This is a genomic window from uncultured Jatrophihabitans sp. (genome assembly GCF_964252635.1).
Classification (GTDB): Bacteria; Actinomycetota; Actinomycetes; order Mycobacteriales; family Jatrophihabitantaceae; genus Jatrophihabitans.
The window spans coordinates 1-13,308 of sequence record NZ_CAXUNP010000065.1 but is presented as its reverse complement, the minus strand read 5'-3'; the positions used below and the strand labels follow the sequence as shown (position 1 = coordinate 13,308).

Annotated in this window: 16 protein-coding genes; 11 read left to right on the top strand and 5 right to left on the bottom strand. The window is 73.3% G+C overall.

Going from position 1 to position 13,308, the window contains the following annotated elements; genetic code table 11:
- Positions 1 to 159: 159 nt before the first annotated feature.
- Entirely contained in the window at positions 160 to 1,242 is a 1,083-nt protein-coding gene (locus tag ACFFCA_RS18830) for an alkene reductase (protein WP_375487639.1), read from the bottom strand.
- Between the two features lie 134 nt (positions 1,243 to 1,376).
- On the opposite strand from ACFFCA_RS18830, the gene ACFFCA_RS18825 reads away from it, so the two are divergent.
- From ACFFCA_RS18825 to ACFFCA_RS18795, 7 genes are all read left to right on the top strand, one after another.
- Positions 1,377 to 1,814 (top strand): MarR family winged helix-turn-helix transcriptional regulator, encoded by a 438-nt coding sequence (locus ACFFCA_RS18825; protein ID WP_375487637.1) that lies wholly within the window; start codon positions 1,377 to 1,379, stop codon positions 1,812 to 1,814.
- Positions 1,811 to 3,076 (top strand): MFS transporter, encoded by a 1,266-nt coding sequence (locus ACFFCA_RS18820; protein ID WP_375487635.1) that lies wholly within the window; start codon positions 1,811 to 1,813, stop codon positions 3,074 to 3,076. The genes ACFFCA_RS18825 and ACFFCA_RS18820 overlap by 4 nt, the downstream gene beginning before the upstream one ends.
- 22 nt (positions 3,077 to 3,098) lie before the next feature.
- Positions 3,099 to 4,724, top strand: coding sequence for an alkaline phosphatase D family protein (locus tag ACFFCA_RS18815; protein ID WP_375487633.1), 1,626 nt, complete (start codon positions 3,099 to 3,101; stop codon positions 4,722 to 4,724).
- 93 nt (positions 4,725 to 4,817) lie between these two features.
- Complete coding sequence (locus ACFFCA_RS18810) at positions 4,818 to 5,360, top strand: MarR family winged helix-turn-helix transcriptional regulator (protein WP_375487631.1); 543 nt, start codon at positions 4,818 to 4,820, stop codon at positions 5,358 to 5,360.
- 118 nt (positions 5,361 to 5,478) lie between these two features.
- Complete coding sequence (locus tag ACFFCA_RS18805; RefSeq protein ID WP_375487629.1) at positions 5,479 to 6,750, top strand: alpha/beta hydrolase fold domain-containing protein; 1,272 nt, start codon at positions 5,479 to 5,481, stop codon at positions 6,748 to 6,750.
- On the top strand, positions 6,747 to 7,241 hold the full coding sequence (locus ACFFCA_RS18800) for a DUF2505 domain-containing protein (protein ID WP_375487627.1): 495 nt from the start codon (positions 6,747 to 6,749) through the stop codon (positions 7,239 to 7,241). Before ACFFCA_RS18805 ends, ACFFCA_RS18800 begins: the two co-directional genes overlap by 4 nt.
- Positions 7,242 to 7,311: 70 nt before the next feature.
- The gene (locus ACFFCA_RS18795) at positions 7,312 to 7,839 is read left to right on the top strand and encodes an NUDIX hydrolase family protein (RefSeq protein ID WP_375487641.1); all 528 of its coding nucleotides are present in this window, start codon (positions 7,312 to 7,314) and stop codon (positions 7,837 to 7,839) included.
- Between the two features lie 47 nt (positions 7,840 to 7,886).
- Here the strand turns inward: ACFFCA_RS18795 and ACFFCA_RS18790 are convergent, their stop codons facing one another.
- Positions 7,887 to 8,408, bottom strand: a complete 522-nt coding sequence (locus tag ACFFCA_RS18790; RefSeq protein WP_375487625.1) for a hypothetical protein — start codon at positions 8,406 to 8,408, stop codon at positions 7,887 to 7,889.
- A gap of 190 nt (positions 8,409 to 8,598) precedes the next feature.
- Here ACFFCA_RS18790 and ACFFCA_RS18785 point away from each other — a divergent pair, with 190 nt between their 5' ends.
- The 4 genes from ACFFCA_RS18785 to ACFFCA_RS18770 all read left to right on the top strand — a co-directional run bounded on the left by ACFFCA_RS18785 (position 8,599) and on the right by ACFFCA_RS18770 (position 10,621).
- Positions 8,599 to 9,000: a VOC family protein gene (locus ACFFCA_RS18785; RefSeq protein ID WP_375487623.1), complete on the top strand. Its 402-nt coding sequence runs from the start codon at positions 8,599 to 8,601 to the stop codon at positions 8,998 to 9,000.
- 9 nt (positions 9,001 to 9,009) lie between these two features.
- Positions 9,010 to 9,225 carry a hypothetical protein gene (locus ACFFCA_RS18780; protein WP_375487622.1) on the top strand — a complete coding sequence of 72 codons (216 nt, stop codon included), beginning with the start codon at positions 9,010 to 9,012 and terminating at the stop codon, positions 9,223 to 9,225.
- A 91-nt stretch (positions 9,226 to 9,316) separates the two neighbouring features.
- Complete coding sequence (locus ACFFCA_RS18775; RefSeq protein WP_375487620.1) at positions 9,317 to 10,135, top strand: DUF2786 domain-containing protein; 819 nt, start codon at positions 9,317 to 9,319, stop codon at positions 10,133 to 10,135.
- A 3-nt stretch (positions 10,136 to 10,138) separates the two neighbouring features.
- Positions 10,139 to 10,621: a TIGR04338 family metallohydrolase gene (locus tag ACFFCA_RS18770; protein WP_375487618.1), complete on the top strand. Its 483-nt coding sequence runs from the start codon at positions 10,139 to 10,141 to the stop codon at positions 10,619 to 10,621.
- A 9-nt stretch (positions 10,622 to 10,630) separates the two neighbouring features.
- Here the strand turns inward: ACFFCA_RS18770 and ACFFCA_RS18765 are convergent, their stop codons facing one another.
- The 3 genes from ACFFCA_RS18765 to ACFFCA_RS18755 form a co-directional block, all read right to left on the bottom strand.
- Complete coding sequence (locus tag ACFFCA_RS18765; RefSeq protein WP_375487616.1) at positions 10,631 to 11,755, bottom strand: NDMA-dependent alcohol dehydrogenase; 1,125 nt, start codon at positions 11,753 to 11,755, stop codon at positions 10,631 to 10,633.
- A 109-nt stretch (positions 11,756 to 11,864) separates the two neighbouring features.
- On the bottom strand, positions 11,865 to 12,620 hold the full coding sequence (locus tag ACFFCA_RS18760; RefSeq protein WP_375487614.1) for a class I SAM-dependent methyltransferase: 756 nt from the start codon (positions 12,618 to 12,620) through the stop codon (positions 11,865 to 11,867).
- Positions 12,617 to 13,308, bottom strand: a 692-nt coding sequence (locus ACFFCA_RS18755) for a methylenetetrahydrofolate reductase (protein ID WP_375487612.1), incomplete at its 5' end; no start/stop codon positions are given. The genes ACFFCA_RS18760 and ACFFCA_RS18755, both read right to left, overlap by 4 nt.

Sequence of the window (13,308 nt, the reverse complement as noted above, 5' to 3'; positions counted from 1 at the left end):
CCCCCCCCCCCCCCCCCCCCCCCCCCCCCGCCGGCGCCCCCCCCCCCCGGCCCCCCCCGGGGGGGGGGCGCCCACGACTCGTACCCGGCCGGAAAACTGTCCGCGCCCAGCCGATGTACTACTCGACTGGGCGCGGACAGGTCTCGGCGAGAGAGGGCGTCAGGCGGCCTCGGCGGGCAGCGGCGGGTAGTCGGTGTAACCCTCGGCGCCACCACCGTAGAACGTGTCGGAGTTGGGCTCGTTCAGCTCGGCCCCGGTGCGCCACCGGCGCACGAGGTCGGGGTTGGCCAGCACCGGCCGGCCGACGGCCACCAGGTCGGCCAGATCCTCGTCGAGCAGCGCCTGCGCCGACTCGCGGGTCGTGACCTCACCGAAACCGTCGTTGGCGACGACCGGGCCACCGAACCGGGTGCGCAGGTCGCGGGTCAGCGCCGCACGCGGGTCGGCGAGGTAGGACAGGTAGGCCAGCCCCAGCGGCCGGATGGCGTCGACGAACGCGCGGTAGGTGGCCGTGGTGTCGGCCTCGTCGTCCTCGATGACGCCCTGGATGTTGTGCGACGGCGAGATGCGCAGCCCGACGCGGTCCGCCCCGATGGCCCCGGCGACCGCCGTGACGACCTCGATCGCGAACCGTGCGCGGTTGGCCGGGGTGCCGCCGTAGCTGTCCGTCCGGTCGTTGGACGACGGGGCGAGGAACTGATGGATCAGGTAGCCGTTGGCGCCGTGGATCTCGACGCCGTCGGCGCCGGCCTCGACGGCGGTGCGGGCGGCGTGCACGAACTCGGCGACGACGCCGGGGATCTCGTCGATCCCGAGGGCCCGTGGGGTCGGGTAGTCCTGCGGCCCGGTGGCGGTGATCATCTGCCCGGGCGCGGCGATCGGGCTCGGCGCGACGATGTCGGTCACGGCACGGTTGTCGTTGTGCGCGATGCGCCCGGCGTGCATCAGCTGCACGACGATGTGGCCGCCCTCGGCGTGCACGGCGTCGAACACCGCACGCCAGCCCTCGCGCTGGGCCTCGGTGTGGATGCCCGGCGTGTTCAGGTAACCCTGGCCGACGGCGCTCGGCTGGGTGCCCTCGGTGACGATGAGGCCGACGCCGGCGCGCTGGCGGTAGTACTCGACGGCGATGTCCTGGGGCACGCCCTCGGAGTCGGCACGGTTGCGGGTCAGCGGCGCCATGACGACGCGGTTCGCGAGCGTCTGGTTGCCGACCTCGATCGGCTCGAACAGTGATGTCATGCGGGTGTACTCCTTGGTTGACGGGTCAATCACTAACTACCCGGCCCAACCCCGCCGCAGCCCCGGCGCATCCCGGTGTGACCACTTGCATCGGGGTCATATGCTTGCCGATAGGCAACTAAAGGGAGTGACGGGTGGACGACGACGTCAACCGGCTGCGCATCGCGCTGGGCCGCATCTCGCGCACCGTCGACCGTGAGGTGTCGGGCGACGGCATGACCCGCACCACGCTGTCGCTGCTGGGCACGCTCGCCCGCCACAAGTCCGTGGGCATGGGTGAGCTGGCCGAGATCGAGGGGCTCAACCCGACGATGGCCTCCCGGCTGGTCGCCAAGCTGCAGGACGCCGGCCTGCTGCGCCGCGTGCCCGGCGACGACGACCGGCGCGCCGTCACGGTCGAGATCACGCCGGAGGGCACCCGCACCCAGAACCGGCTGCGGCGGCAACGCACCGCGGCCCTCGCCGGCTGGCTGGAGGGCCTGTCGCCCGACGAGCGCGAGGCCCTGCTCAAGGCCGTGCCGGCGCTTGAGTCGCTGGCCGCGGCCATGCGGGCGGGACGTGCGACGCGATGACGACCCCGCGCGAGTTCGCGCGCGACACCTTCGCCGCGCTGGCGCACCGCAACTTCCGCCGCTACTTCAGCGGTCAGGCCGTCTCGCTGATCGGCACCTGGATGCAGACGGTCGCGCAGTCCTGGCTGGTGCTGCAGCTCACCCACTCCGGCGCGGCGCTCGGTCTCACCGTCGCCCTGCAGACCCTGCCCGTGCTCCTGCTCGGACCCTACGGCGGCGTCGTCGCCGACCGCGTCGACAAGCGCAAGCTGATGATGGCGCTGCAGTCGATGATGGGTGTGCTGGCCCTCGTCCTGGGGCTGCTGACGATCGCCCACGTCGTCGTGCTGTGGCAGGTCTACCTGCTCGCGTTCCTGCTGGGCCTGAACAACACCTTCGAGAACCCGGCACGCCAGTCGTTCGTGCTCGAGATGGTCGGCCCCGAGCACCTGCGCAACGCGGTCAGCCTGAACTCGGTGCTCGTCAACGTCGCCCGCGCCGTCGGGCCCGCCGTCGCCGGCGTGATCATCGCGGTCGGCGGGACCGGCATCTGCTTCCTGCTCAACGCGGCCAGCTTCGTCGCCGTCGTCGTGTCGCTGGCCCGCCTGGACGTCTCGCAGCTGTCGCCCGCTCCCCCGACCCCGCGAGGTAGCGGGCAGGTGCGCGAGGGCCTGGCCTACGTCCGGCGCACGCCGGAACTCGCCGGGCCGCTGCTGATGATGGCGCTGGTGGGCTGCCTGGCCTACGAGTTCCAGGTCGTGCTGCCCGTCGTGGCCAGCAACACCTTCCACGGCAACTCGACGGCGTACGGGTTCATGACCGCGGCCATGGGCGTCGGCGCGGTCGTGGGCGGGCTGTACGTGGCCGCACGGGGACGGACCGGGCTGCGCGCCCTGACCGTCTCGGCCGCCGGTTTCGGTGTCGTCATCGCGCTGGCCGCCGCCGCCCCCACGTTGTGGCTCGAGCTCATCGCCCTCGCCCTCGTGGGCGGCGCGAGCGTCGGGTTCCTGTCCAAGGGCAACAGCAGCCTGCAGCTGGCGGCCGCACCCGGGATGCGCGGGCGGGTGATGGCCCTGTGGGCGGTCGCCTTCCTGGGTTCCACCCCGATCGGCGGCCCGGTCGCCGGTTGGGTCGCCGACACCTGGGGCGGACGGGCCGGGCTGGTGCTGGGCGCCGCCGCGTGCCTGGTCGCCGCCGCGCTGGGCGCGCTCGTCACCGCACGGACGGCCCGCCGGGCGGCGGCGGCCGAGGTCCTCGAGGCCGCACCTGTGGCACCCGTCTAGACCGATGCGGCAGGGTGGGGTGATGCCCCGCCTGCTGATCGGCCCCGTCCTGCGCCACGTCGGCAGTTCCGACGCCACCGTCTGGGTCGAGACCGACGAGCCGTGCGAGGTGCGCGTGCTCGACGCGCGTGAACCCACGTGGACGGTCAACGGCCACCACTACGCGCTGGTGCACGTGCAGGGGCTGGCCGAGGATGCGGCCACGCCCTACACCGTCGAGCTCGACGGCGAGCAGGCCTGGCCACCGATCAATGCCCACCACCCGGCGTCGCGGATCCGCACCCTGCCCGACGACGCGACCGACGTGCGCGTGGCCTTCGGCTCGTGCCGCTACGGCCGCGCGTCCGTGAAGCTGGCGGACAAGCACTTCGACCCGGACTCGCTGGCCTGCTACGCCCGCGAGCTCGCCGGGCAGGACGAGGCGAGCTGGCCGCAGGCCGTGCTCATGCTCGGCGACCAGGTCTACGCGGACGAGACGTCCCCCGCCACGCAGCGCCGCATCCGCGCGAAGCGCGACATCACCCGCGGCGCGAAGGACCAGGTCGCCGACTACGAGGAGTACACCTGGCTCTACCTCGAGTCCTGGACCGACCCCGACGTCCGCTGGTTGATGTCGACCGTGCCCAGCTCGATGATCTTCGACGACCACGACGTGCGCGACGACTGGAACACCTCGCACGAGTGGCGGGTGGAGATGCAGCAGACCGACTGGTGGCAGGAGCGCATCATCGGCGGCCTGTCGTCGTACTGGGTTTACCAGCACCTCGGCAACCTCTCCCCCGGCGAGCTGGTGACCAACGAGCTGTACCAGCGGGTGCGGGCGGGCGACGGCGACACCGACCACCTGTTGCGCGCGTTCGCCACCGAGGCCGACGCCGAGGCAGACGGCGCCAAGGGCACCCGCTGGTCCTACCGCCGCGACTTCGGCCGCACCCGGCTCGTCATGATCGACTCACGCTGCGGTCGCATCCTTGCCGAGGGCGCGCGGAGCATGGTCAGCGAGCACGAGTTCGCCTGGATCGAGCAGCAGGTCGAGGGCGACTACGACCACCTGCTCGTCGGCACCTCGCTGCCCTGGCTGCTGACCCGCGCCTTGCACGACCTCGAGGCGTGGGACGAGGAGCTGTGCAGCGGCCGGCACGGCACGCGGCTGCACCGCTTCGGCGAGTGGCTGCGCCGGGCGGCGGACCTCGAGCACTGGGCCTCGTTCCGCAAGGGCTTCGAGCGGCTCGGGGGGCTGCTGGCCCGGGTCGCCGCCTCGGACGACGGCCCCGCCGCGGTGTGCGTGCTGTCCGGCGACGTCCACCACGCCTACGTCGCCGAGGCGCACTTCGACCGGCCGTTGCGGGCCCGCGTCTACCAGCTCACCTGCTCGCCGCTGCACAACTACGTGCCGTGGTTCATGAAGGCGGTGTTCCGGGTGTTCTGGAGCCGCGCCGCCGAGCGGTTCGTGCGGACGGTACTGCGTGCGGTGGCGCCCGTCCCGCCGGCGTCGTTCCGCTGGTCGCGGCTGGCCGGGCCGCACTTCGGCAACGACCTCGCCGAGTTCATCGCCCACGGACGATCCGCCGAGACAGTGTTGCGGCAGTCGACCAAGAGCACCGATCCGAGCGAACTGCGCGAGGTCGTCCGCCTGACCCTGGCCTGATCGCGGCCGGCTGCGCGGCTACGACGTAACTGCGGTCACCCTCCGGCGACGCACCGCGCGAAAGCGCGGCGACGAGGCGCTACTGTGAGCTTCGTGTCTGGTCCTGGCGCAGCTGACGACGACACGCTCGCGGCCGACTGGCACCGCATCCGTACCGGCGCGGCGATGGTGCAACGCCGCCTCGACGACGCCGTCGAGGCCGAGGGCGTGACGGCGCAGTACTTCGCCGTCCTGCACATGCTGCTCGCCTCACCGTCGCTCGGCCTGCCGATGACCGTGCTGGCACGGGACCTGGCCATGACCTCGGGTGGGTTCACGAAGCTGGCCGACCGGATGGCCAAGGACGGCCTGCTCGACCGTCGCGGCGTGGCCGGCGACCGCCGGGTCGTGCACGCGGCGCTCACCGAACCCGGTCGCGAGCTCGCCGAACGGGTCGAGGGCGTCTACCGCGAGGCGCTGCGTGACTCCCTGCTCGCGCACGTCGAACCGAGCCAGGTCGCCTCCGCGGCGCAGATCCTCGAGCGGCTGGGTGCGGCGCACGCCCCCGAACCCTCGGCAGACGATCCCGGGCTGGTCGCTACGCGACGCGACCCCGCCCTGCCTGATCGGCGAGGACGGGGCCGCGTCGGCGAGTGAAGCGCAGATCGTCCCCCCGGCACCGATCTTCGATCACTCGCTCGCTCTAGTATCTTCCCAGGAAGAGACCGTACCAAACAACTTTCTCACGCTCAACATGTCGAGGGGCCGAATATCCGTGTCGAGGTCGTCGCAGGCGCTGCTCGCCTACAACGCGCTCGCTGCCCTCAACGCCGCGAACGCGTGGCGACCGGTGGACCGGCACGGTCCGGCGTCCGGCGCCGCCTTCCTGGCCGGTTGGTCGACCTCGGAGCTGACGCTGCCCACCGTGGGCCTGCACGCCGCGGTCAATGCGGTGGGGGCGCTGCGCGGCGCCGCACACGGGCGGAGCGGCCTGGCCGGCGCGCTGCTCGCGGCGGGAGCGACGGGCACCCTGCTCGCCCTGGACCGCACCGCGCGGCAGGCCGGCCGGGTCTACGAGGACGCGCTGGTCACCGCGCTCGGGGCCGGCTACCGCTCCCGCATCGTCCAGCCCGAGTACCCCGGCCCGGACGCCGCCACCGCGCGCACGCCGGGGCTGGTGCGCATGGCCCGCGTCCGGCGCCGGTTCGCCCTGGACTCCGACCTCGACTACGGGCCGGCAGGCCGCGCGAACCGCCTGGACGTCTGGCACCGCGCCGACCTGCCCCGGGACGCGCGGGCCCCGGTGCTGCTGCAGGTGCCCGGCGGCGCGTGGGTCACCGGCAGCAAGAGCGGCCAGGCCTACCCGCTGATGAGCCACCTGGTCGAACGCGGCTGGGTGTGCGTGGCCATGAACTACCGCCTCAGCCCGCGCAACGCGTGGCCGGCGCACATCGTCGACGTCAAGCGGGCCATCGCCTGGCTGCGCGACAGCATCGCCGGCTACGGCGGTGACCCCTCGTTCATCGCCGTGACCGGCGGCTCGGCCGGCGGTCATCTCTCGTCGCTGGCCGCGCTGACCCCGAACGACCCGCAGTGGCAGCCCGGCTTCGAGGACACCGACACCACGGTGGCAGCGGCCGTGCCGTTCTACGGGTCCTACGACTGGACCGACCGCGACCACGTCGGCAACCACGGGCTCATCCCGCTGTTGCAGCGCCGCGTCGTCAAGCAGCGCTTCCGCGAGGCCCGGGACGCCTACGACGAGGCGTCGCCGATGAGCCGCGTCGGTCCGCACGCGCCGCCCTTCCTGCTCTCCCACGGCACCAACGACTCGCTGATCCCGGTCGAGGAGGGCCGCCTGTTCGCCGACCGCCTGCGGGCGGTGTCCGAACGACCCGTGGTCTGGGCCGAGCTGCCACGGGCGCAACACGCCTTCGACGTGTTCGGCACGCCCCGCGCCACCGCCGCCGCGGAGGCCGTCGCCCGCTTCCTCGGCGTCGTCTACGGCGAGCACCGCGCCGGCACGGCCGCCGGCACCTCGGCGTGACCAGCCGGTTCCGCCACGAGACCGAGTTCGCCGCCAGGCCGGACCAGGTTCTCGCGGTGTTGCTCGATCCGGCCGCGCACGCGGCGCGCTACGCCGCTGCCGGGGCCACCGGCGCGGAGGTCGTCGATGTCGATCTGGGCGCCGACGGCACGCTGACCTTCGTCTCGCGGCGGGCCGAGAGCGGATCGCTGCCGGGGCCGGTCGCCCGGCTCGTCCGCGGTGCGGCCCAGCTGACCCAGACCGAGCGCTGGGGCCCCGTCGGGCCCGACGGCAGCCGGACCGCGGTGTGGGAGGTCGCCACCAAGGGCGTGCCCGTCGACATCGGCGGCACCACCGAGGTACGTCCGGGCGGCGCCGGGACACGCCTCGTCGAGGCCGGCACCGTCACCGCGCGCGTGCCTCTGCTCAGTGGGGTGATCGAGAAGGTCGCGGCCGAGCAGTCGGCCGGCAAGCTGGGTCTCGAGTGGGCGTGGCTGGCCGAGCACCTGTGACCCGTCCGCGCGCCGCCCGGGACGCGCGCGTCGCGGCGCGGGCGCGACTGGCAGGATCACGCGGGTGACGATCGACACCGGCTCGCAGACCTCGGGTGCCTGGCTCAGCCGCGAGGAGCTCGACGCCGCGCGCGAGCGGATGCCCATCCTCTACATCGACGCCGTGCCCGTCCGGGTCGATTGGCTGGGCGAGGTCACAGCGGTGGGCCTGTTGTTACGGGCCACCGAGCGCGGCATCAGCCGGGCGCTCGTGTCGGGGCGCGTGCTGTACCACGAGCGGGTCCGCGAGGCGCTGCTGCGGCATCTGGACAAGGACCTGGGCCCGCTGGCGTTGCCCCGGATCCCGTCGACGCCGCAGCCGTTCACGGTGGCCGAGTACTTCCCCGTCCCGGGGGTCACGCCGTTCCACGACCCGCGCCAGCACGCGGTGTCGCTCGCCTTCGTCGTGCCCGTCGAGGGCGACTGCGCCCCGCAGCAGGACGCTCTCGAGCTGACCTGGATCACGCCCGCCGAGGCGAAGGACCCGGCGCTGCTCGGGGAGATGCAGGGCGGGCAGGGGACGCTGCTGCTGCAGGGCCTCGCCCACCTCGGCTGCTGAGACGGGTCGCGGCGGTCGGCGGTCGGCGCGCGGCGGAGCAGCCGCGGTCAGACGCGCAGGGAGCGGGCGAGTCGGCGCTGCTCGAGCTCGTCGAGGTTGGGCGCGTTGAACAGGTGCGCCCACAGGTGGGGGCGGCTGCCGTCGACGACCCGCACGCCCTTGATCAGCATGTGGCCGTCCTCGAGCTCCGGCGCGCCGGGCCCGGACAGGACGAGCACCGGGGTGACCTCCGGCGAGTCCGGGCCGAGCATCTGCTTCATCAGCGCGGCCGAGCCCTTGGCGTCGCGGATCGCCTTCCAGGCCCGCTGCACGTGGGCGTCGCCCTGCAGCGGCGTGTGGTGACGGGCCGTGATCGCGACGATGGCCGACGGGGCGACGGCGACCTGGTCGACGAAACCGAAGGCGCTGCGCTCGACGACCTGCCAGCCCGGGATGGCCCGGACGGCGGCGAGGTCGTCGGTGGCGACCGGCACGGCGGGGATCCGGCGGCGGCCGCGGAGGCGGGTGGCGGAGAACGTGGTGCGCGGCTGTGCGAGTGTGGAGGACATCGCGTCGGCCTTCCGAGTCATCCCCCGCAGGATGAGTGACGAGCACCCGGAACATAACCACGGTCACTGCCCGTATAACGGCCCGTCACAGAACTTTTTTCGCCGTCGAAGAGTTTCGCGTCGAAAGAGGCCGGCATAGCCCTCACACAGTGGCAAATCGGGCACCGGGACCCGTCATACTTCCGCCACGACAGCCGGGGAGGCGCACGAGATGGACGTGTTGAGCGGCCGGACGATCGTGCGTCCGAGCGACCCGGCGGCATCCCAGGCCTTCTACCGCGACGTCCTGGGCCTGGCCGTGTACCGCGAGTTCGGCGACCCGGCGGCGCCCGGAATGGTGTTCTTCCTCGGCACCTCCCTGCTCGAGGTGTCCGGCGCCGGCGCGTCCGGCGGGCACGGTGACGTCGCCCTGTGGCTGCAGGTTCGTGACGTGCACGCCGAGGTCGAACGCCTCGCGGCCCTGGGGGTCGGTGTGGCGCGCGGCCCCCGCACCGAGCCGTGGGGGTTGGTCGAGGCCTGGGTCGCCGACCCCGACGGCATCCCGATCGTCCTGGTCGAGATCCCCGCCGACCACCCGCTGCGTCGCGACGCCCGGTGGCCGGCCCCGACCTAGGATCGGCGGATGCCCGACCACGCGCTCCTGGGGGCCGTCGGCACCGTGGTCCGCCCGGTGCGCGGCGGTCGCCTGCCCGGCGAGGTGCAGGTGGTGCTGGCCGGCGAGCCGACGATGCTGCTCGCCTACTGCGATCAGGCGCTGGCCGCGGGTGCGCGCATCCAGGTCACCGGTACGCGCGGGATGCGGCAGGTCGACGTCGAGCCCTGGCCCCGCACCCGCTGAGCCCGTTCCCGACCCCGCTGAGCCCTCGCCGACCCGCGTCCGCCGCGTGCCCCTGCGCGGAACTGTCGGACCGGCCCGGCACGATGGCGGGGTGCCCGACGAGAAGTACCTGACCAAGCTGGCCGCGCTGCTGCGCCAGGCCGAGTCCACCACCAACAGCCACGAGGCCGAGGCGTTCATGGCCGCCGCCCAACGGCTGGCCACGCTCACGTCCATCGACCTCGCCGTCGCCCGCGCGCACACCGCCCGGGAGGAACGGCGCACCATCCCGGTCGCCCGGCGGGTCGAGATCGGCCCGGCGGGCAAGCGCGCGCTCAAGACCTACGTCCAGCTCTACCTGGCCATCGCCCGCGCCAACGACCTCACCTGCGACCTCGCGTCCAACTCCACCTACGTCATCGCCTACGGCTTCGAGACCGACGTCGATGTCTGCCAGGCGCTGTACGCCTCGCTCGTGGTGCAGATGGTGCGGGCCTCGGACGCCTACCTGCGGTCGGGGGCGTACCGCCGCGAGCAGACGTGGGGCGAGCAGCGCGACGACCGGGGCCGCGTGCGGGTGGTGCGCAAGCCGGTGCACGGCAGCACCGCACGCATCAGCTTCCAGACCGCGTTCGCCACCCGCATCGGCGAACGGCTGGGCGAGGCGCGTACCGAGGCGACGGCCGAGACGCTACGAGCCCAGGGGGCACTGCCGTCGGCGTCCGCGGGCACCGAGCTGGCGCTGACCGAGAAGGCCCTCGAGGTCACCGACCTCTACACCCGCACGTCGCAGGCGCGCGGTTCCTGGCGCGGCTGGCAGGGCTCGGGGCGGTCGTCGACGCTGGCCGAGCGCGCGGGCCGCCGGGCGGCCGTCGCGGCGCGCACGCCCTCCTCGGACGCGCTGCCCGCCGGCCGGGCCGCGCTGCCGTAGCCGATGACCGATCCGCAGCGACAGCGGGTCTACGAGGCCGAGCAGCTGCTGGCCCGGATGCTGGACCGCCGCGCCGACTACCCCGTGGTGGAGGCGTTCGGTTCGACGGTCGCGCTGCCCGACGACCGCAAGTTCGGTGACGTGCCGGCCGTGCAGCGTTACGTCGACGCCGTCCTCGCGCTCGACTGGGTCCGTCGGCTCGGTGCGGCTGCGCCGGTGACGGTGCGCGCCCGCGCCGGCGCCACCAAGGCCGAGTACGAGTTCGCCACCGCGACCATGGCTGTGCCCACCCACGCGGTCGGCGGGCGCTGGGCCATGCGCGAGCTCGTGGTCCTGCACGAGCTCGCGCACCACCTCAGTGGCTCCCCCGGTCACGGGCCCGAGTTCACGGCGCCGTTCCTCGAACTCGTCACCGAACTCGTCGGGCCGGAGGCCGGTTTCCTGCTGCGCTCGGGCTGGCTCGCGGCAGGCGTCGCGATCGGTTAGGACGCGGGCTCAGCGATCGGCGTCGCTGTAGGTGATCATGCCGCGGATGTTCCTGCCGTCGCGCATGTCCTGGTAGCCCTGGTTGATCTCCTCGAGCTTGTACTTGGTCGTGACCAGGTCGTCGAGGTTGAGCTGCCCGCCCTGGTACAGCGACAGCAGTGCGGGGATCTCGGCACGCGGGTTGGCGCCGCCGAAGATCGCGCCCTGCAGGTCCTTCTGCAGCAGCGTCAGCTCGAACAGGCTGAGCTTGACGTCGACGTTGGCGGCACTGCCCATGCCCGTGACGACGGCACGCCCGCCCTTGGCCGTCATGGTCAGGGCCTCCTGGACGTTCTCGCCCTGGATGTCGCCGACGGTGATGATGACCTTGTGGGCCATCCGGCCGAGGGTGAGGTCGACGAGGGCCGCGGTCGCCTCGGCGGCGCTGGCGAACGTGTGCGTGGCCCCGAACTGCATCGACCGCTCGCGCTTGGACGCGACCGGGTCGATGACGACGACCTGCTTCGCGCCGGCTGCGGCCGCGCCCTGCACGGCGTTCATGCCGACGCCACCGGCGCCCATGATCACGACCGTCTCGCCCGGACGGACGTCGGCGACCCTGGTCGCCGAGCCCCAGCCCGTGGTGACGCCGCACCCGACGAGCGCCGCGACCTCCAGCGGGATGTCGGGGTCGATCTTCACGACCGACGCCTCGTGCACCGTGATGTAGGGCGAGAAGGTGCCGAGCAGGCACATCGGGATGACGTTCTGGCCGCGTGCCTGGATGCGGAAGCTGCCGTCGCTGATCGACTGGCCGGTGAGCAGGCCCGCGCCGAGGTCGCACAGGTTCTGGTGCCCGTCCGAACACGGCGGGCACTGGCCGCAGGCCGGGATGAACGCGGTGACGACGTGGTCGCCCTCCTGGAGGGAGGTGACGCCGGGGCCGACCTTGGTGACGACGCCGGCTCCCTCGTGACCGCCGATGACCGGCAGCTCGACGGGCGTGCCGCCGGTGACCAGGTGCTCGTCGGAGTGGCACAGCCCGGAGGCGGCCAGCTCGACCGTCACCTCGTGCTCGCGCGGATCACCGACCTCGATCTCCTCGACCGACCACTCGCCGCCGACCTCCCACAGCACTGCGCCTTTGGTCTTCACTGGGCCTCCACGTGTCGATGTGATCGAGCCGAACCTTGCCCTACTCGCCTGATCGTAGGGCCGAGTCACCACTTGTCCAGTGCGGCGGTCGGGGCCCCTGCAGCGCGGTTCAGCGGCGGGCCGCGGTGACGAGCCGGCCCATGACCCGGCCGTCCGACAGCAACCCGCCGAACGCCTCCGTCTGGCGTTGCGCCGTCTGCCACGCCGCGTCGTCACCGTGCCGTCGCTCGAGCACGTCGTCGATCGCGTCACCGCGCTGCGTCCACTGCTCGTCGTCGGGCGGCAGGTCCGAGACGTCCTGGCGGCCCGTGACGTCGAACCCGGCGCCGTCCAGCAGCTGCGCGAGCTCGTCGTCGGAGGGGAAGACGTTGCCCTCGGGGCCACCGCTCAGGTCGTCGGTGGTGCGGACGTAGACGAGCAGGCCGAGCCGGCCGGCCGGGGCGAGCACCCGATGCAGTTCGCCGAGCAGGGCGTCCTTGTCCTCGGTCGTGCACAGCACGGCCAGGCTCCAGGCGACGTCGAACGCGTCGTCACCGAAGGGCAGGTCCTGGCCCGGTGCGACGACGGCCTCGAGGTCGTAGAGGTGCCGTGCGGCCCGGCAGGCCTCGGGTTCCGGCTCGGCCAGGACGACGGTGACGCCGGTGCGCTGCACCGCGAAGGCCGCCGGGCCGCCGACCCCGGCGCCGGCGTCGAGCATGCGATCCGACGCCGTCACGGCCAGATGCTCCAGCAGCCAGCCCAGCGCGGCCGGGCCGCCGCTGCCCCGGCAACCGGCCGGGATCGCGTACTCCGGGCCGAGCTCGTCGACCGCGTCGGCGGTCCACCCGGCGAGGGTGTCGAACTCGTCGTCCATGGCGTCGCTCATGACTCTCCCAACCGTCGGCCGATCTCGGCCTTGATCTGTGCGCCGACCTGCGGGCCGCCGGTCGCCGCCGAGCCCGACAGGTTGACCCCGTCGACCCCGTCGATCGTCAGAACCTCTTGCGCCGCCCGGACCGCCACGGCGATCCCGGCCTCCACGCGGTCGTCCGCATCGAGGACCTCGGCGACCGTGGCCGGGTCCAGGTGCAGCCCGGGTAGGGCGTCGAGCACGGCCGCCGACCGTGCGTCGGTGAAGACGGCGACACTGGCCACGACGGGGATCCGCAAACCCGCGCCGCGCGCGGCGTCGACGAAGGTGCGCAGCTCGGCCGTCGAGGAGACGTGGTTCAACACGGCGACCTGCGCCCCGGCGGCCTGCTTCTGGACGAGGCGTCGCGGGCGCAGTGCTCGCGGCGGGGCCAGTGGCGTCTCGGCGACGGCCGCCGTCAGCCCGGTCGCCGTCGCGAGGGCGGCCAGCCGCGGGCCGTCGAGGTCGAAGACCTGCGTGACGTCCGGCCGGACGTCGTAGCCGCGGCCGTCGCCGGTGACGCACAGGACGGTGCGCACCCCCACGTGCCGCAGGCCGTGCAGCTCCTGCTCGAGGACGACGCGGTTGCGGTCGCGGCAGGCCAGCGTGATCCACGGCGTCGCGCCCGCCTCGAGCAGCTGCGCCGCCAGCAGGGTGGGTGGGT